Source organism: Pseudoalteromonas sp. M58 (genome assembly GCF_042604605.1).
Lineage (GTDB): Bacteria > Pseudomonadota > Gammaproteobacteria > Enterobacterales > Alteromonadaceae > Pseudoalteromonas > Pseudoalteromonas tetraodonis.
The window spans coordinates 40,886-58,707 of record NZ_CP152390.1; the positions used below are offsets into that span (position 1 = coordinate 40,886).

Consider the following 17,822-nt stretch of genomic DNA (forward strand, 5'->3'; position numbering starts at 1 on the left):
CTTGGTGACAATAGCGTTTTGGACCCACCTGACCCCATGCCGAACTCAGTAGTGAAACGAAACAGCGCCGATGATAGTGTAGCATTTGCTATGTGAAAGTAGGACATTACCAGGCTCCAAATTAAAGAAAGCCCGACTAGAAATAGTCGGGCTTTTTTACGTCTGCAGGAAAGTGTAAATGCAGGTTCGAGGTGAAAGGCACCAGTTAAAAGGAAGAAACAATACCAATTTGCTTAATTAAGCGGTCTATTTTGAGGTAGGAAAAACGGGTTGATAGCTAGGCAAAAAATTCGCTATTTAGTTGTTCTAAATGAGAGTTTTTTAACACAGATAGCGACACGTTTAGCCCCGCAAAATGATTGAGTATTATTGCGGATTGGTATAATAGCCAAAAGCCACCTTCATGCCTTCATTATGACTCTCCACGCCGTTCTGCCACGACATGCTACTGCGCTGTCGCTAAGAAGTAGGACCGTTACTCTAAAGACAAGTCAGTGTTAAGCCCTCAGTTATAAGTTTTGAAGTATTACCATCAGCATTCTCCCTTTACTGATCTCAGTTATTCTCCTTGCACCTTTAAACTAGTCCCTAAATTATCATCTTGTTGCAATTTCATTGTTGGTTTAATAACTGTCCTGTGTAAAACTATCTAGGATAATTTAGTAAATCAGGTGACATGAATGTCGAATATAAAAGCTTGGAAACTTCTCAGCCTGTTTTGTTTGTTTACAGCACTGATTGGTTGTCAATCTAAAGAAGAGCAGCTACAACAAACAATTCAAGAGTCCATTAAAAAGGCCGATGTCGAGCTTACTCAGCTTGGTAAAGCACTTGATAATGGTAGTATACGTAATGCGATTATTCTTAAAGAATACAGTCGTATCCTTAAACAACAGCAACCTGAACTCAGTAAGGTTGTTGATGTAGTTAGCCTTGATGCCACACGCCAGGGAGCCCTTTATAGTGGCTTAACCCAACGCCTTGATGATATTAAGGGTAATTACTTAATTCCTCCTTACGAAGACACTTTATACAATATTGATTTATTGCGTGAAGCCGCCAAGCCAACGTTATTTTCTGATGCCTTAACCGATCCTATTAATATGCTTGCGGATATGTCGAATGGTTCTTTGGCACGAGTCGGTGCTATAAGCCAAAAAGCTGAAGGCCAAGGTGTTGGTAACCAAATGGTAGGTAACCCTAACTATGGTAATTGGCAAACGAATAGTAGTGGTATTAGCTTTTGGCAGTGGTACGGCATGTACCGTATTTTGGGTGATGTATTTGACCGAGTTGAATACGGAAGTTGGAGTAAACGCCGTAAGTATAGTTACTACAATGACTATGGTCGTACTCGTTACTCAAGCCCTAAACAAATAAAAACCCAAAGTGCATTAGAAACACGTACACGACAATCTTACCAACGCCAAGGCAAGCAGTTCACTAGTCCTTATGCGAGTAAAAAAACAGGTGCATCAGGTTTGAGTCGCAGCAGTTATACGCCGCCTAAAAGTCGCAGCAGTTACTCAAGAGCGAGTAGTTATAGCAATAATTCAGGATCGGTTCGTAATAGCAGTAGCAGAACCTCGCGCGGCGTAAGTCGTGGTAAGTAAAGAATAACGTTGGAGTTAGAATAATATGTATGAATTTAATGGAATAACTATGTGGTCTTTGCAAGCACTGTCTGTGGACTTTGCAATTATCATCTTACTGTTTGTGAGCTTAAAGTATATTAAAGGTTGGGTATCTAATTTACATGCCAATGATGAAATTACCGAGCGCGATAACTTTGCATTTGGAATAAGCTTTGCCGCTGGTTTGGTAGCACTTGCGATTGTGTTAACGGGCGTGAGTAGTGGTGCCTTTGCTGCTACGTTACAAAAAGAAGCACTGTTAATGCTTGGCTATGGCGCATTAGCAATTTTGCTTATAAAGCTGGGTCACTTTTTTCAAGATAAAGTGGCGCTGCGTAAAGTGAGCTTACATAACGAAATAGTCAAAGGTAACGTTACTGCGTCAATTATTGATTTTGGCCATGTAGTAAGTGTTGCCGTGGTTATCCGCTCAGCCCTATTGTGGGTTGCTACTGAAGGTTGGCATGGCATTCCTATTGTTATTGCTGCGTTTGTAATTGGTAGTGTGGTATTGCTGTTAGTAAGCCAATATCGCGTGCAGTTATTTAAGCGCACCAATAAAAGTGGCGACTGCCTACAACAGGCTATTATTGATGGTAATTTAGCAGTAGGTGTTCGTTATGCAGGCTTTTTAATTGGTAGTGCATTAGCCATTACTGCTGCAACAGGCATTGCTCCTTATGCTGCTGACAATATTAATGCGAGTTTACTTTACTGGGCGCTAAGCGCCGTTGTTTGTTTGGTTGCTTTCATTTTACTGCACTTACTGACGATTAAAATCATTCTTGCTGGCTGTAATATTTCAGATGAAGTGAATCGTCAAAAGAATGTGGGTGTTGCCGCTATTTCTGCAGCTGTGTCATTTGCTGTCGGGATCACTATGGCCACACTACTGGGTGCATAATCACGTGTCATCAACTCAAGCTTCCCCAAGTAAATTTAATTTACTTGGGCATGATATTTTACTGATCACTGTTATGGCCGTACTCGCTGGGTGCGGCCTTATTTATGAATACTTACTTTCTCATTATGCTGGCCGAGTACTCGGCTCAGTTGAGAGTGCAATTTACGCCATGATAGGCACTATGATTGTAGCTATGGGGATGGGTGCATTTTTAGCGCGTTGGTTTAAAGATGCCTTCACCGCATTTGCTTGGCTAGAAAGCATTATTGCGCTGATAGGTATGGGCTGTATATTAGCCATTGCCAGCATTATTGCCGTGAGTTATTCACTCCCTCATTTATTCTCAAGTATTTTTAATATTCCACCTGACGTTATTCTTAATGGTTACGTGTTTCAAAAGCTGCAAGAGTGGTCTCGCTTTTTACCTTATGTATTTGGCTTAATATTAGGGCTATTTATTGGTATGGAAATACCGCTTATTGCGCGCATTCGCCAGCATGTTTATGGACGTTTTTTAGAAAATAACGCCGGCACTATATATGGGGCTGACTATATTGGCGCTGGTATTGGCGCGGCAATTTGGGTGAGTATTATGCTCGCAATGCCAATAATGCAAGCCGCCGCTTGGACAGCGCTATTTAACATTATTGCCGGACTTGCCTTTTTATGGCGTTATCATAGCTATGTACGCTTTGCTAAGTTGCTATTGGTTTGCCATATATTACTGCTGGTGTTATTCGCTTTTATTTTGCAGTTTGGTAGTAGCTGGATGGATAACCTAAGTAACGTACTATACAAAGATAAAGTTATTTACTCTCAGGCGACTAAGTATCAACATGTGGTGCTAACAGAGCGTTTAAGTAAAAATCAGCCTCAGCCAATTACTGATCTATATTTAAATGGTCGTTTGCAGTTCTCTAGTGTAGATGAGCAAATATATCACTCAATGCTTGTTTATCCTGCAATGCTCGCATCTAATCGTCATGACCGTGTTTTGATTATTGGTGGCGGTGACGGATTAGCCATGCGTGATGTATTAAAGTGGCCAGTCAAAGAAGTCACACTAATTGATTTAGATGGCCAGCTACTGAATTTATTTGGCCATGAAGACGATAAATTCACACCGCCAGAAGAGATTAAACAGCGGTTGGTAGCACTCAATAATGAATCGATGCATGACCCGCGAGCAAATATTATTGTGGGCGATGCATTTTTAGAAGTTGAAAAGCTACTGGATCAGTCAAAGCAGTTCGATACTATTTTAATTGATTTGCCAGACCCTAATCACCCTGATCTTAATAAGATGTACAGCGATTACTTTTATAATCATGTACGCCAATTATTAGCGCCTGATGGTGCTATGGCGGTACAGTCAACATCGCCTTATCATGCGAAAAAGGCATTTTTAAGTATTGCTAAAACGGTGAAAGCCGCAGGTTTTGATTATGTAGAGCAATATCAGCAAAACATTCCTTCGTTTGGTCAATGGGGATGGACTATTGCGACTAAAATGGGGCAATCACCTAGTGCCCGTATTAGCAATATAACTGATATGCCAGTGCCATCTCGGTGGATTAGTAAAAAATATTTATTAGCCAGTTTTGCATTTCCTAATAACTATTTTGAACAAGTGAACGATATTGAAGTCAATAGGTTAGGTTCTGGTCGCTTGTATGATTACTACCGAGCAGCTTGGCAAATAGAAAGTGAATTGTATAAAAATTAATAAAACATGGTTGACATAATATGTCGGCCGTGCGAATCTTAACTCAGACATAATATGTCAAACGACGAAAAGGCAGAGACATGGAATTAAATGAACTTTCAATAAAATTAGCGTCTTTTGAAACCGAGGGTGCTAACTTTGAGTCTTTCTTGATTGCCAATCCAGGTGAGCAAGATGTTTTACAAGTCATTGTTGATGGAAATGACGAGCTTCCAATTTTTGTTACTCAAACACAAGAGCAATTACTATGTATTAGCTACTTGTTTGACGAAGATGAAGTAAAAAGTGAATTACGCAACGAGTTAAACGAAACACTACTGCGTTTAAACGTGCCAATTCCACTGAGTGCATTTGCTAAGATCGATAATAAATACGCGATTTTTGGTGCACTGTCGGTAAATTCATCTCTAGATGATGTTACCCACGAACTAGTGACATTAGCTGATAACGCTATAGATGCACTAGAAGCCGTGACCTTATATTTAAACGATTAGTAGCTAGTTAGTGGAGTTAAGATTATGAGTATTTTAAAAAAATTATTTACAGCAGTACGTGGCGGCGCACGTGAAGCAGGCGAAGCAATTGTTGATGCCAATGGTATTCGTATTTTTGAGCAAGAAATTGCTGATGCACAAAATGCGTTACACCGTGCTAAAAAAAGCCTAACAGAAGTGATGGCTAAAGAAATGCAAACTAAGCGTAAAATTAGCGCAGTAGATGCATCAATTGCTGAGCATGAAGCTTATGCAGGTCAAGCCCTTGAAAAAGGGAATGAAGCATTAGCATTAGAAATTGCAGAAAAAATTGGTGACTTTGAAGCTGAGAAAGCTGAGCACGAGCAAGTGTTAGCGGGCTTTAGTAATCACATAGTGACTTTGAAGCAGCAAGTAAAAGATGCTGAAAAATCAATTAAGGAAAATCAGCGTCAGCTTACTATGGTTAAAACCACAGAAAGCGTTCAGCAAGCGACAATGGCTGTAAACAGCACGCTTAATACTAATAATTCATCAATGACATCGGCGCGTCAGTCGCTTGAGCGTATTAAGCAACGCCAACAAGACCGTACTGATCAATTAGGTGCTGCAAAGTCTCTAGAAGCAGATGTTAATGGCGACGATTTAAAAGCTAAAATGGCTGAAGCAGGTATTGGTGATACGAATCCAAAAAGTGCTGATATTTTAGCGCGCATTAAAGCGAAGCAAAATAGCTAACATTTAGAACCATATCAAAAAGGTAACCGAGTTTCGCTCCGTTACCTTTTTTGCTTACAGAGGCACCTTATATGTTTAATTTTTTCAAATCTAAAAAAAAGCCAGAACGTCAGCTTAATCATGCGAGTGACCTTAAAAAAGGCGACATGTTTACTGTCATTGATTCGTTTGCTTATCCTTCATGGCTTAAAGGTCAAACGTTGCGCGTTATTGATGTGCAAACGTATCAGTACCAACACAGCAGTGATACTGAATTTGTACTTGAAACTAACACTGGCCAAGTGGTGTTTTTACAAATAGAGCAAAATGATGGTGAACAGTGGGCAAACTTCTCTATAAAAATTCAGCGTGATGAAGTTGAAGAGATCTTTGGTCTTGATGAATTTGCGCGTATTTTTGATGAAGAGTCATTAACACATATCACGGTACAAAATACCCCTGAGCGTTTTATGCAATTTTTAGCTAAAAGCTATCAACAAAGTGAATCGCCTTATGTATGTTATTTTCATAATAAAGACTTTCGTGGCCAAACGCTGCCTCGCTATGAGCAAGACGGTGGTGAACCCTGTGAAATGATTTGCTTAGCCTCTCCTGATGAAGGGCATAGCGTTAATATAGAGATTTGGGAGGGAGGTGAAACAGAAGTCTCACTGACGTTAACTCGCCCAATTAGCGATATTGTTGATTTGTTTCCTGGAGATGCCCAGTGAGTGATGCTAAAGACAAGTGGTTGCGCCAAGAGCAAGCTGTGCGCGCCACGCAAATGGCATTTGATTTGAGTAGTGAGGTACAAAAGTCGATAAAAAAACAAGCTATCGATCAAGAGCTCACTCCCTCAGATATGATCCGTAAAATTTTAGGTCTTGATGTAAAGTCTAAAAAAACACGGCAACGACTATCGTTTAATTTAAATGATGACGAAATAGCCCAATTGGCTAGCCGGTTTGAAGTGGCAGTAGATGATAAAAGAGCGGTAAAGCAACAGGTAGCAGAGTTACTCATTGAGCATACAAAAAAGACTAAGTAACCCTTTTGCCTTCTTTATGTAAAATACTTACACTGGGGCTATTATTTTCTAAAAAAGTGCCGCTGTGAATATCTTATTGATTGCCTACTTACTCATGTTTGCTTTATTTGGCACGGCGGCAAGTTACTTCGTGCGTTTTATATATGCCTACTGGGTACAGAAAAAAATGCCACTGGAATACATTTTTAAGGCAGGTGTGTGTATTTTCATGGTGGTGGTTGTTTCGGTGTTAATACCACTATTAGATTAACACCGAAACGAACTGCTACTGGTAGTTAACTGTTTTACATTGATTATCAATACATAAAGAGTGGACTTCTAGCACTGGTGAACAGTCTTTGAACTCAAGCATTGCATTATCTAGTTGTTCTTGCTCAGTGATTTTTTGCGCTAATTGCTCTGCTTGTTCTTGAGAGTGATTTAATGTTGAGTACACAACATACTTACTCGGCCCCCCACAGACACGCGAGCCAACACCTAACACCTTACATTGATAGCTGGCTGTGCAGCTTTTATTACTTGTAAGCTCATTAAGTTGAGTATTTAAAACAGATTCACTCGCGTTTTGAGCTTTGCTTGATGTTAGTGCACTACTGCAACCGCTAAGCAGCATAGTCATAACAACACAGGTAGCTGATAGCTTAATTACAGATGACAAACAACTCATAATCTAATCCTTAAAATACACTTACCGCAGAGCCTTCAAGTTTAACACATTTATTTTCAACACACTGAGTGCTTGGCGCAGTTAAATGTTGGCAAATACTCATCATGCCTTTTTGCGCATTATAGGTACTTTCCAATTGAGTGATAGTATCGCTTAGGGCTGAAACCTGCTCTTGGGGTGCGCTTTGTGTAGAGTACACAATGTAATCACTTGGTCCACCACAGGCACGGCTACCAACAGCACTGACTTTACACTGTGAACTAGTTGAACATTGTTTATCTGCTATGAGGTTATTTAATTTATTTTTTGCTGTTTTAATATCATCAAGCGACACTTCTTTTGCAGCATCAACCGGTAGTTGCTGTGCTATTTTATTTTGCTTATTTTCTTGTGGTAGTTTTTGTTGTGGTATCGGCGTAGACGTGTTTTCTACCGCATTGGTTTTAGTTTGCTCAGTTTCATTTGAGGTGGTTTCTAAGCAAGCTGTTAAGCAAAGCGGTAGCAGTAGAGCGAGTAATGGAGTACGCATAATCGTTCCTGATAGTGATGAATTATTCATCACTATCATACACGGTGCATCCATTACGGCAATAAAAACTCTACTATCAATATATTAAAGCGCCATTAATGGCGCTTTTACATTAACCCACCTTGGGTTAATTTAGCTGGATTGAGTAATGCCTCTAATTCTGAGCGAGATAGGTCAGTCTCTTGCTCGGCGATATCAATAATTGGCTTTGCTTGCTGGTAAGCTTGTTTGGCAATTTTTGCTGCTTTTTCATAGCCAATAACTGGGTTGAGTGCAGTAACTAAAATAGGATTTTTAGTCAGCGCTTTATCAATCTGTGCTTGATTAACTTTAAAGCTAGCAATGGCTTTATCCGCTAGTGCTTGCGCACTGTTAGCAAGTATCTCTGTACTTTGCAGGATATTATAAGCAATCACGGGTAGCATTACGTTAAGCTCAAAGTTGCCAGCTTGGCCTGCTACGGTAATTGTGGCGTCGTTACCGATTACTTGCGCACTAGCCATTGCAGCGGCTTCTGGGATCACCGGGTTCACTTTGCCAGGCATAATGGATGAACCAGGCTGCAATGCTTCAAGCTCTATTTCACCAAGTCCCGCAAGCGGCCCTGAATTCATCCAACGTAGATCGTTGGCTATTTTCATTTGCGCAACGGCATAGACTTTCAGCTGCCCTGATAAAGCCACAATGGCATCTTGCGAGCCAATATTATAAAAAAAGTTATCACTGGGGATAAAGTTAATCCCTACTTTTTCACTTAGCTGTTTAGCAAATAGCGTAGCAAATTGTGGATCGGCATTAATACCGGTGCCGACCGCTGTTCCCCCCTGAGCCAGCTCACAAACACGTATTAGTGCATGCTCAATACCGCTGGCTGCGTGCTTTACCTGCGATTGCCATGCGCTGAGTGTTTGCTCAAAGGTCACTGGCATTGCATCCATTAAATGAGTGCGCCCAGTTTTAACTATATGACCGATGTCTGCTTTTTTCTGCTCTAAGGCGTCGGCTAAGTTTGCTAGTGCTGGCAGTAATTTTTTATCAACACTGATAGCACTGCTTAAGGCGATTGCAGTGGGAATAACATCATTCGAGCTTTGTCCCATATTCACATCGTCGTTAGGGTGAATAGGTTGATTAGCATGTTTTGAAGCCAAACTTGCAATAACTTCGTTGGCATTCATATTTGAGCTGGTACCTGATCCCGTTTGAAAAATATCAACAGGGAAATGCTCATAATGTTTACCATCAATAATTTCTTGGCAGGCATGCTCGATTGCATTTGCTTTTGTTTTATCTAAATGGCCCAGCTTTAAATTGGTTAATGCTGCGGCTTGTTTTATATACGCTAAAGCAATAATAAATTGCTGTGGCATGGTGAGGTTGCTAATCGTAAAGTTATTAATGGCGCGTTGGGTTTGTGCTTTATAAAGTGCGTCAGCGGGCACGTCGAGTGTCCCCATGCTATCTGATTCTGTTCTAAAGTTACTCATTAGTACTCCTAAAAAAGAGAATATATGACATTAAACTACGCTATATAAAAAGATATGGTGCTGTTATTGCTATTTACAACGGTATAGCTAAAAAGTAGGGGGCGTCAAGGCAAGTTAACAAGTGGGGTTAAAACTAAAAAGTCGACTTAAACGGATTTTAAGTCGACTTAAATAATGTATTTATATAAACAGCCAGTTATAAGGCTAAACAGAATTTTAATTGTAGCCAAGAATAAATATTTGGTCTGTTTCATGTTTGTTTTGTGCCTTTTGAGTGTGTTTTACATGAGAAAGTAAGTCGATAACCGTTGCTCTACAATCTGTTTCATGACTCGTTTTATCTAGGCTTTTATCGGTAATTGCCATTACAGCGTCTACGGCGGTATAGGGTGAAATATACATAATGTTATCCTTTTGTCGTTTAGTACTCATTAAGTGAGTAATTTAATAAAAGCATATAGCGTACCAGCTCGGTAAATATAATTTAACGTATTGAAATTAAAGTTATTTTATTATTTTGGTTAATTTACTCACGACAAAATAGCTGAAATTTGTTTTACTATTGTGCATTCATTTGCAATTTAGGTGCATCAGTATGACCAAACCGTTTTCACAAGCCTGCGAAAATAATAAAAATCATATACTTAAGGCTTTGCAGCCTGCATTGCAAAATGCAGGGTCGGTACTTGAGATAGGCTCGGGGACGGGTCAGCATAGCGTTTTCTTTGCCAAAAAATTGCCACATTTACAATGGTATACCAGTGATCGAGAGGTTAATCATCAAGGAATAAAGTTATGGCATGATGAGGTGCAACTGGCAAACTTGCATCCGCCTTTATTACTTGACCTAAACGATCCTTGGCCAGTAAATAAAGTGGATGCGATATATACTGCTAACACTTTTCACATAGTGAGCTGGGAGTTAATTACGCGTTTTTTTGCTGGAGTAAATCAGCACTTAAACCAGCAAGGGGTGGTGTGTGTATATGGCCCTTTCAAATATAAAGGGGAGTTTACCAGCCCCAGTAATGATGAATTTAATAGTTTATTGCAAAGTCGCGACCCGCTTAGTGGTATTCGTGATTTCGAAGCGGTTGAGCAACTTGCAGTGCAATCTGGGCTTAAGTTACTTAGCGATACTGCGATGCCTGCAAATAATCAGTTACTCATTTTTAAACGGCAATAAAGTGCTGCATTGTTGTTTATAAATATCGATATGCTGGCGTTCGCGTTTTAAGTAATCTGCAATAGCATGATTAAAATCGGGGTGAATAATATGATGAGCAGAATAAGTAGTGATGGGCTGAAAGCCGCGTGCTATTTTATGCTCACCCTGAGCACCGGCATTAAAACAGTGAATATTATGCTTAATCGCATATTCAATGCCTTGGTAGTAACACAGCTCAAAGTGAAGAGAATCAACCTCTTCGCTTGCTCCCCAATAACGCCCATAAAGGGTATTGTCACCAATTAAACTTAATGTGGCGGCAATCACTTTATGGTCTTTTTTGGCTAGCATAATGAGCAATTTTTCAGCCATTAAGGCGTGTAGCAAGCTAAAAAAATCGCTGTTTAAGTAGCCTAAATGGCCTGAACGTTTTAAATAAGTACGTTGATAAAACTCACAAAAAAGCTGCATCACTGTTGTGGTGATTTGCTCACCTTGCAGCCATTCAATGGTGATATTTTGTTGTGTTATTTTAGCGCGTTCTTTTTTTACTGCTTTGCGCTTACGGGCATTAAAGGTTTTTAAAAAATCGTCAAAATCTTTAAAGCTATTATTAAACCACTGAAACTGTACCCCGGTTCTTTGCATAGCACCTGCATCATTTAGCTGTGAGGCTTGTGCTTTATCGCAAAAGTTTACATGCCAGCCTGACCATGCCTGTTCTGCGCAGTGGCTATTAAGTTGCTCTGTTATGTACTTATACACTAGCTTTGGATTGCTATGCATAATACCTATTCTTTGTCCCTCAATCGGGCTAAAAGGAATACCGCACAGCCATTTAGGGTAATAATCTAAGCCATTTTTTTCATAAGCTTCAGCCCATGCCCAGTCAAATACATATTCACCGTAGGAGTGCGCTTTTAAGTAGCCAGGGGCAAGGGCAACTAGTTTATCGCCTTCATAAACGGCTAAGTGATGGGGCTGCCAACCTGTTTTTGCGCTTACACATTGGCTTTGCTCAAGTGCATATAAAAAAGCGTGTTGAGTAAAAGGGTCACTACCAAAAAAATAATGCCATTGTGTTGCGTCAATTTGGTTGATGCTATTAAACCATTGATGTGAAAAGTGGCTCATAATGCTTTGCCTATTATTTTTTAAGTGGGTTGCTGATTAATTTTGGTAATAGTGCGACAGCCATATTTGGTTTTCTGTTTTCGATAAATCTTTATGGTTTATCTGGCGCAATATATTGAGATAGGCACTGTATAAGCTTATCGAGTTCGAGAGGTTTTGCAAGATGTTCGTTAAAACCAATTGCTAAGGCATTGGCTTTATCTTCAGGCATTACATCAGCAGTTAAGGCAATAATTGGTAATTGCTCAGTACTTTTAATTTGACGTATCAAGGCGGTGGCTTGGTAACCGTCCATAATCGGCATTTGGCAATCCATTAATACTAAATCGAAGTCATTTATTTTAACTTGTTCTACTGCTAATTCGCCATTTTCAACCAGTGTTGGTGTAATCCCTAAAGAGCTAAGCATTGCTTTTATGACTAATTGATTGACGCTGTTATCTTCTGCAACCAGTATTTTTAGTTTACTTAAATTAACATGCTGGTGTATGTGCTTTGCCGTTACTTGTTGCGCTGCACATGTATTTAACTCGACAGACAGAGTAAAAGTAGAGCCCTTACCTGGCTCGCTTTGTACGCTGATATCTCCAGACATTAATAAGCTAAGTTCTTTTGCGATTGCTAAACCAAGCCCTGTGCCACCAAATTTACGTGATGTTGAGCTATCGGCTTGGGTGAACGCATCAAATAACTTACTTTGCTCTGATGGCGCAATACCGATGCCCGAGTCCTTAATAGTCAAGGTAATTTGAAAACGTCTACCGGTGATCTCTTTGCTGTATGCGCTAACACTTACTTCACCTTCATAGGTAAACTTAATGGCGTTACTACATAGGTTTAATAAAATTTGCTCAATTCGCATAACATCACCTTCAAACCAAATATCGGTTGGTAATTGGTTATCAACTTTCCAGTGAATGCCTTTTTGTTCTGCGCTTTGCTCGAACATACTACTGATCCGAGCAAGAAGCGCATTCAAATCAAAAGGAGCGACTTCTAAGGTGAGCTTTTGTGATTCAATTTTAGAGATATCGAGTACATCATTGATTAAACTTAACAATGATTTAGACGCTAAATTAATTTTATTTAAATAATCAGAAAGAATTTCAGGACTATCTTCATTTTTAGCTAGAGTTGAAAAGCCAATCACAGCGTTAAGTGGGGTGCGAATTTCATGGCTCATATTTGCTAAAAATCGGCTTTTAGCCTGATTTGCTAAATCAGATTGCTGTTTAGCTTTAACGAGCGAGCGAGTACGCTCTGCTACCAAGCGTGAGAGTGCAAGGTGCTGGTTATTAAATAACAGTAATATCAGTAAAATGAGTGAGCTTACAATGACCTGTAAAATAAGTAAAAAGAGGGTCATATGATTGTTTTGATGCGGTAGGAATTCATCATTAATTGTTAAATCAACCAGCCATGTTTGCCCTGCAAAATTAATCGTGATGGTTGTCAGTTTATTGCTTTTGGTCGGTATATTTTCGGCGTTTGAATAAAATGGATTGGTAGTATTAGCTTCATAAATAGCGATATTAAACATCTTATTTTGTGCTTGGGTAATCGACTGAGCAAGTATGTTTTTTACTAAAAATACACCTGTTGCGTAGCCTTTAATTGAGGCAACTTCGTTATTTTGTTGATACACAGGAGCAAATAATAAATACGCAGGTTCAGGTTGTTTTGCTTGAACTAACTGAATTATTTTAGTGCCCACAGGGCGATTTTTAATGCGTGGGTCGAGTAAAGTCTCACGGCGATCTTTACGAGAATTGAGATTAAAACCTATGGCAGATTGGTTTTCTGCAAAAGGAGCAATATAGGTAATAACCACCAATGGATCGTTGTTTGATAATGGCGCCCCTTTAATGCTCGGATCAAAGCTGTATGCAGTATAAACTTCATTGAGCTGTTTGTTAAAGTCACTGACCTGAGCCTGGTTAATTTTGCGGTTCCATGAAAATGCTTTAATAAATGAATGCTCAGCCAATAGTTGAGCACTGTAGCTATCAAACTCTTGCTTGTTTAAAGTCGGTGTTGATTGTATTTGGCTTGCAAGGCTTTGTACGGTTATTTGGCTGAGGTTTAAATTGCTCAGCAAACTGTTTTCAATAATAGATGTTTCGCGCTTAGCTATTTGTATCGCATTTGAATACGTCTCTTGGTTGTATAGCTTAGTGGTTAAAGCTACAGAGATAAATAACACCGAGCACACTGCAATAGTAGGTAATGGGGTAACATCATGGCGTTTAAATTTTGGTTGTAATAACGCCAATAAAAAGGGAGTTGCGATCAGTACGCCAAGAGAGTCACCAAGCCACCAAAAAGTAACGTTGTTCCAATGATTATCAATGCTGTAAGCAGGGTTAAACTGACTTAAAGCATAGACGCCAATATTGGCCGATATTAGGCTGACGACAATACCGACGACAAAAATAAAATAAATAATAGATTGGCGTTGTTTTAAATACAACGGATGGCCTAGCCAGTACTTTAAAAGAGCAGCGCCAATCATGCCTTGTAGCACGGCGCCTAAACCGATTAGCAGTACTTGTTGTAGTGTATTACCAATTAAAACCTGATCAGTGATTGGGTTATCACCGGTACTTAAATTAAAGGCGACAGAGGCAATAAATAATGCTGGGATAAAACGCCACCACCAGATAAAACAGCCAACTAGGGCAATACCTGCAGGGAGCCAGATAGGGATGACTTGTGATTGAAAGGCAAAATTAGTCAATAACTTACCAGTTGCAAAATACGCAACCGCAAATGATATGTAAAAAACAAAAGAACTGGATGTTGAACGAAAAATATTCACATGCATCCTTGTTAAATATTATTTTTATAGTGATATTTCAGTATAGCGAATCGGCACTAAATAGTATTATTTTTTAAAGTGGTAGCTGCTTTTTACTAAATGATTGTTTGAGTACTACCGTTGACTCTATATTGGCGATGCAGCTTAAGCTCCCCAGCTGGTGCTTTACAAACTGCTCATAGCTTTCTAAATCCTGAGAAATAATTTTCAGTAAATAATCGTGGCTACCTGAGATCACAGAGCACTCAAGTACATGGGCTAGCTTTTCTACATGCTGCTCAAATTGCTGTGCCGCACTCACCGAGTTTTGACTTAGTCGCACAAAGGCATAAACCAGCACATTAAGGTTGAGCGACTTAGGGTTAATGGCAGCGTGATAGCCCGTAATTACATGTTCCTGCTCAAGCTTTTTGATACGCCTAAGAGTTGGGGTGTCTGATAGGTTAATGGTATTGGCTAATTCAGAAACCGACATGCGGGCATGCGATTGTAAGGCAACCAGTAACTGCTGATCTTTTTTATCTAACATGACTATGGGATCTTATTAATTATTTTAATGTTGTTAGTGATTATTGCTAACTAAAGGTGTTTTTACTATTTTTTTTGGCGTTTTACTCTCAGGGGTTTTTGTTAGCATTAAAACATAATAATAACAGGGTGTAGTTATGAGTTCTTTTACTGCTAAGTTTGACCGTTGGATAAGATCAGAGTTTGTAAGCTTAAACTCGCAATTAGAACAGCTTTATTGGCAGCAAACCGATAAGGCTAATGTTGAGGGGATTGGTGATAGCTTAAAGCTGGCACTAAAGGAGCAAGGCAATGCGCTGATCAGCGATTTATTGGCCGAAGGCAATACCGACGAAGGATTTGATAGCGCATTCGACTTGCTTGGTAATGTTGGTTTGTTTATGGCTGCTTGTCGCAGGCATGAGATCACAGAGCCGAGCAGAGAAACAACCTCACCATTAGTTGAAGCATCGGCGCTTGCTATGCATATTGGTGCCTCTATAGGTGTAACGCCTCGTTTTGCTACCGCGCATCTAACCACGCATAATAAAGCCATTAATGGCACCTATAAGCGTTTTACAAATCTTGATGATGAAGCCCTTTTTTTAGATTACAACACCCAAGGTATTTTAGCGTATAAGCGCGCAAGCGATGCTTTACTAAAAACATTACCTTTGGGTATTTCTCACCCCGTTACAGCCGAACTACTTGAGGTGGTTAAAACGGCATTAATGGATGTAATAGCGTCGAATAACGCCTTATACACTCAGCTAGACACCGAACGTTTTTTTAATTGTGTACGTCCATATTACAAGCCTTACAGGGTAGGTAAAGAGGTTTACCGTGGTGCAAATGCGGGAGACTTTGCCGGTATTAATGTTATTGATATGCTGCTAGGGCTTTGCAGTGCCAATGAGCCGAGTTACTCGCAAATGCTGGTGGATAAATTTTTATATATGATGCCAGAGGATCAACAAATACTTCGTGAAGCCATGCGTATGCAAAGCCTAATGGATGATTTTTTAGAGGCCGAACAATATAAAAATACAGACTGGTTTCAAAAGCACGGCAAACTATTTATTCAAGTGTGTAAATTACATGGCGACACCGCTATCGGTCATCATAATCAGCTGGTGGAAAAGTTTATTGCTCAGCCATCACAGCACATGCAACAACAGCATATGAGTAAAGTAACCGCCAGTGGACCTCCTCTACCGGTACTGCTCGATTCATTAGCTAAGTTAAGAGATAGGCGTGCCGCGGCAAAGCGTGACGACATAAATACGCGCTTTGATGATTTAAACACGCTAAAACAGTGGATTAATTAATATGGCTAAAAATGATTTTTGTATGCCACAGGGTTGTTATTTATTAAGCCACTCTGTTGGCCGCCCATTAAAAACGAGCTTAGAAAATGCCACTGAACATTTTTTTACTCCTTGGCATGAAAGTGTAAAAGAGCCATGGCAACAGTGGTTACCCGCTATTGAAAGATTTACTGAGGCATTAGGGCAGCTGTTTAATGCGCCTTGTGAGCAATTTTGTCCTCAGGTTAATTTATCCAGTGGTTTAACTAAATTGGTTATGTCACACCCCGTATTTAATAAACCACAGTGTACGGTATTAATGGCGCAGGCTGACTTTCCCAGTATGGGGTTTGTAATGCAAAAAGCACTGCCTGAATGTGCAAAAATACGCTACATCCCTGAGCATGAAGACTTGAGTGATAGACAGGTATGGCAGCGATATTTAACTTCAGAGATTGATGGGGTCTTTGTTAGCCATGTTTATTCTAATACGGGTGTGCAAGCTCCCATAAACGATATTGTGGCGCTGAGTAAAGTCACGAATACACTCTCAATAATTGATGTGGCGCAATCGGCAGGGGTTATCCCTGTCGATCTAACGGCGTTAAATGCTGACTTTATGATTGGTTCAAGTGTGAAGTGGCTATGCGGAGGGCCTGGTGCGGCCTATTTATGGGTAAATCCAAAGCAAATAACACAATGTGAGCCAAAAGATGTTGGCTGGTTTTCACATCAAAACCCATTCGAGTTTGATATTTCGCATTTTCAATATAACGCTAAAACACTTAGATTTTGGGGCGGTACGCCCTCGGTACTTCCTTTTATCATTGCCGCTCATAGTATTGAATATATTGTTGAATTTGGCGTTGAACAAGTGAGATCGCACAACTTGATGTTACTTGAGTTAATTCAGCAGCAATTGGGCGCTTTTTTAATGTCACCTAGCGCTAAAGAGCAATGTAGTGGCACCGCTATTTTGCAGTTTTCTGAGCATCAGCAAAGTGTATTAACAGCATTAGAGACTGCAAAAATAAGTGTTGATGTGCGTAAACTCGGCATCCGTGTTTCACCTCACATATATAATACAAAGTCAGAGATACAAACATTTATTGATGTTGTGAAGCACATACTTAAGGTTGCTGACTAAGCTGCTGTTTTTTTTGAGTGAGTGCTTCTATTTGTTGTTGTGCTTGCTTGATTTGTGGGTCAAATCGCTGCTTAAGTGCCGCCGTTTCAGTGGTAATGGCATTCGCAATTGAGCTGGCCCCTAAGCGATTTGCTTTATCTTGGGTCATGTAATCGATTTGCTGTTTTTTTTGTGCGTATTCTTGTTGGTATTGTTTAATCTTAAGCTCAAGCTGCACAATATCACGCTCTATTTGTTGCACCGCTAGATAATCGTCAACAGAAGTATCGGCAACAGGCGTGTTTTCAGATTGTGGCGTATTTGTTTGCATGATGTTGACGTTTCTAAGCGTGATCACTTGAGCGTCTTCAGCGCAAGGAGTTTGACTAAAAGTAGGCACTCCTTTAATGGTACATTTATAAACCGTCACTTCATTTGCCATGCTAGCAGCACAGGCACCCAAACAACACAGTAGTAATATTAGCTTTGCCATGGTTAAACCTAAGCTGGTTTAAAGTACCATTTATAATGCACTAAGTTGTGACACCATACAATTTGTTTAATTTATTAGCATACG

19 protein-coding genes and 1 rRNA gene are annotated in these 17,822 nt (G+C 39.8%); 12 read left to right on the top strand and 8 right to left on the bottom strand.

Annotated features, from left to right (window positions below):
• The 9 genes from rrf to AAGD16_RS00235 all read left to right on the top strand — a co-directional run bounded on the left by rrf (position 1) and on the right by AAGD16_RS00235 (position 6,752).
• Positions 1-115: ribosomal RNA gene (rrf, locus tag AAGD16_RS00195) — 5S ribosomal RNA — on the top strand.
• A gap of 565 nt (positions 116-680) precedes the next feature.
• The gene (locus AAGD16_RS00200; protein ID WP_008113289.1) at positions 681-1,613 is read left to right on the top strand and encodes a hypothetical protein; all 933 of its coding nucleotides are present in this window, start codon (positions 681-683) and stop codon (positions 1,611-1,613) included.
• A 25-nt stretch (positions 1,614-1,638) separates the two neighbouring features.
• Entirely contained in the window at positions 1,639-2,538 is a 900-nt protein-coding gene (locus AAGD16_RS00205) for a DUF350 domain-containing protein (RefSeq protein WP_013463678.1), read from the top strand.
• Positions 2,539-2,542: 4 nt separating this feature from the next.
• Positions 2,543-4,264: a polyamine aminopropyltransferase gene (locus AAGD16_RS00210; RefSeq protein ID WP_016900245.1), complete on the top strand. Its 1,722-nt coding sequence runs from the start codon at positions 2,543-2,545 to the stop codon at positions 4,262-4,264.
• 80 nt (positions 4,265-4,344) lie between these two features.
• Positions 4,345-4,758 (top strand): YjfI family protein, encoded by a 414-nt coding sequence (locus AAGD16_RS00215; protein ID WP_004335098.1) that lies wholly within the window; start codon positions 4,345-4,347, stop codon positions 4,756-4,758.
• Between the two features lie 24 nt (positions 4,759-4,782).
• On the top strand, positions 4,783-5,475 hold the full coding sequence (locus tag AAGD16_RS00220; RefSeq protein WP_008113282.1) for a PspA/IM30 family protein: 693 nt from the start codon (positions 4,783-4,785) through the stop codon (positions 5,473-5,475).
• 71 nt (positions 5,476-5,546) lie between these two features.
• On the top strand, positions 5,547-6,185 hold the full coding sequence (locus AAGD16_RS00225; protein ID WP_016900243.1) for a hypothetical protein: 639 nt from the start codon (positions 5,547-5,549) through the stop codon (positions 6,183-6,185).
• Positions 6,182-6,502: a hypothetical protein gene (locus AAGD16_RS00230; protein ID WP_008113280.1), complete on the top strand. Its 321-nt coding sequence runs from the start codon at positions 6,182-6,184 to the stop codon at positions 6,500-6,502. Before AAGD16_RS00225 ends, AAGD16_RS00230 begins: the two co-directional genes overlap by 4 nt.
• Before the next feature lie 64 nt (positions 6,503-6,566).
• On the top strand, positions 6,567-6,752 hold the full coding sequence (locus tag AAGD16_RS00235; protein ID WP_290191685.1) for a hypothetical protein: 186 nt from the start codon (positions 6,567-6,569) through the stop codon (positions 6,750-6,752).
• A 15-nt stretch (positions 6,753-6,767) separates the two neighbouring features.
• Here AAGD16_RS00235 and AAGD16_RS00240 read toward each other — a convergent pair whose 3' ends face one another.
• From AAGD16_RS00240 to AAGD16_RS00255, 4 genes are all read right to left on the bottom strand, one after another.
• Complete coding sequence (locus AAGD16_RS00240; protein ID WP_008113277.1) at positions 6,768-7,169, bottom strand: hypothetical protein; 402 nt, start codon at positions 7,167-7,169, stop codon at positions 6,768-6,770.
• Positions 7,170-7,179: 10 nt separating this feature from the next.
• On the bottom strand, positions 7,180-7,698 hold the full coding sequence (locus tag AAGD16_RS00245) for a hypothetical protein (protein WP_171046546.1): 519 nt from the start codon (positions 7,696-7,698) through the stop codon (positions 7,180-7,182).
• A gap of 107 nt (positions 7,699-7,805) precedes the next feature.
• Entirely contained in the window at positions 7,806-9,185 is a 1,380-nt protein-coding gene (locus tag AAGD16_RS00250; RefSeq protein WP_377112912.1) for a class II fumarate hydratase, read from the bottom strand.
• A 216-nt stretch (positions 9,186-9,401) separates the two neighbouring features.
• Positions 9,402-9,587, bottom strand: a complete 186-nt coding sequence (locus tag AAGD16_RS00255) for a hypothetical protein (RefSeq protein ID WP_013463685.1) — start codon at positions 9,585-9,587, stop codon at positions 9,402-9,404.
• Positions 9,588-9,780: 193 nt separating this feature from the next.
• Between AAGD16_RS00255 and AAGD16_RS00260 the strand changes: the two genes are divergently transcribed.
• Entirely contained in the window at positions 9,781-10,371 is a 591-nt protein-coding gene (locus AAGD16_RS00260; RefSeq protein WP_064664168.1) for a DUF938 domain-containing protein, read from the top strand.
• On the opposite strand, the gene AAGD16_RS00265 is transcribed toward AAGD16_RS00260, so the two are convergent.
• The 3 genes from AAGD16_RS00265 to AAGD16_RS00275 all read right to left on the bottom strand — a co-directional run bounded on the left by AAGD16_RS00265 (position 10,348) and on the right by AAGD16_RS00275 (position 14,834).
• The gene (locus AAGD16_RS00265) at positions 10,348-11,487 is read right to left on the bottom strand and encodes a GNAT family N-acetyltransferase (protein ID WP_377112917.1); all 1,140 of its coding nucleotides are present in this window, start codon (positions 11,485-11,487) and stop codon (positions 10,348-10,350) included. The genes AAGD16_RS00260 and AAGD16_RS00265 overlap by 24 nt on opposite strands.
• Before the next feature lie 91 nt (positions 11,488-11,578).
• Complete coding sequence (locus AAGD16_RS00270; RefSeq protein ID WP_377112920.1) at positions 11,579-14,305, bottom strand: CHASE domain-containing protein; 2,727 nt, start codon at positions 14,303-14,305, stop codon at positions 11,579-11,581.
• Positions 14,306-14,378: 73 nt separating this feature from the next.
• Positions 14,379-14,834: an Lrp/AsnC family transcriptional regulator gene (locus AAGD16_RS00275; protein WP_013463689.1), complete on the bottom strand. Its 456-nt coding sequence runs from the start codon at positions 14,832-14,834 to the stop codon at positions 14,379-14,381.
• 136 nt (positions 14,835-14,970) lie between these two features.
• On the opposite strand from AAGD16_RS00275, the gene AAGD16_RS00280 reads away from it, so the two are divergent.
• Positions 14,971-16,140 (top strand): monodechloroaminopyrrolnitrin synthase PrnB family protein, encoded by a 1,170-nt coding sequence (locus AAGD16_RS00280; RefSeq protein ID WP_028834884.1) that lies wholly within the window; start codon positions 14,971-14,973, stop codon positions 16,138-16,140.
• 1 nt (position 16,141) lies between these two features.
• Positions 16,142-17,266, top strand: a complete 1,125-nt coding sequence (locus tag AAGD16_RS00285; RefSeq protein WP_377112925.1) for an aminotransferase class V-fold PLP-dependent enzyme — start codon at positions 16,142-16,144, stop codon at positions 17,264-17,266.
• Here AAGD16_RS00285 and AAGD16_RS00290 read toward each other — a convergent pair.
• Positions 17,250-17,738: a DUF4124 domain-containing protein gene (locus AAGD16_RS00290; protein WP_013463692.1), complete on the bottom strand. Its 489-nt coding sequence runs from the start codon at positions 17,736-17,738 to the stop codon at positions 17,250-17,252. The two genes, AAGD16_RS00285 and AAGD16_RS00290, sit on opposite strands and share 17 nt — an antisense overlap.
• Between the last annotated feature and the right edge of the window lie 84 nt (positions 17,739-17,822).

What these genes read in the sequence shown, in the direction of transcription:
- AAGD16_RS00265 (WP_377112917.1), bottom strand. Translation starts at nt 11,487, where the DNA reads ATGAGCCACTTTTCACATCAATGGTTTAATAGCATCAACCAAATTGAC.
- AAGD16_RS00225 (WP_016900243.1), top strand. Translation starts at nt 5,547, where the DNA reads ATGTTTAATTTTTTCAAATCTAAAAAAAAGCCAGAACGTCAGCTTAAT.
- AAGD16_RS00255 (WP_013463685.1), bottom strand. Translation starts at nt 9,587, where the DNA reads ATGTATATTTCACCCTATACCGCCGTAGACGCTGTAATGGCAATTACC.
- AAGD16_RS00260 (WP_064664168.1), top strand. Translation starts at nt 9,781, where the DNA reads ATGACCAAACCGTTTTCACAAGCCTGCGAAAATAATAAAAATCATATA.
- AAGD16_RS00285 (WP_377112925.1), top strand. Translation starts at nt 16,142, where the DNA reads ATGGCTAAAAATGATTTTTGTATGCCACAGGGTTGTTATTTATTAAGC.
- AAGD16_RS00215 (WP_004335098.1), top strand. Translation starts at nt 4,345, where the DNA reads ATGGAATTAAATGAACTTTCAATAAAATTAGCGTCTTTTGAAACCGAG.
- AAGD16_RS00220 (WP_008113282.1), top strand. Translation starts at nt 4,783, where the DNA reads ATGAGTATTTTAAAAAAATTATTTACAGCAGTACGTGGCGGCGCACGT.
- AAGD16_RS00250 (WP_377112912.1), bottom strand. Translation starts at nt 9,185, where the DNA reads ATGAGTAACTTTAGAACAGAATCAGATAGCATGGGGACACTCGACGTG.
- AAGD16_RS00290 (WP_013463692.1), bottom strand. Translation starts at nt 17,738, where the DNA reads ATGGCAAAGCTAATATTACTACTGTGTTGTTTGGGTGCCTGTGCTGCT.
- AAGD16_RS00280 (WP_028834884.1), top strand. Translation starts at nt 14,971, where the DNA reads ATGAGTTCTTTTACTGCTAAGTTTGACCGTTGGATAAGATCAGAGTTT.
- AAGD16_RS00245 (WP_171046546.1), bottom strand. Translation starts at nt 7,698, where the DNA reads ATGCGTACTCCATTACTCGCTCTACTGCTACCGCTTTGCTTAACAGCT.
- AAGD16_RS00205 (WP_013463678.1), top strand. Translation starts at nt 1,639, where the DNA reads ATGTATGAATTTAATGGAATAACTATGTGGTCTTTGCAAGCACTGTCT.
- AAGD16_RS00275 (WP_013463689.1), bottom strand. Translation starts at nt 14,834, where the DNA reads ATGTTAGATAAAAAAGATCAGCAGTTACTGGTTGCCTTACAATCGCAT.
- AAGD16_RS00240 (WP_008113277.1), bottom strand. Translation starts at nt 7,169, where the DNA reads ATGAGTTGTTTGTCATCTGTAATTAAGCTATCAGCTACCTGTGTTGTT.
- AAGD16_RS00200 (WP_008113289.1), top strand. Translation starts at nt 681, where the DNA reads ATGTCGAATATAAAAGCTTGGAAACTTCTCAGCCTGTTTTGTTTGTTT.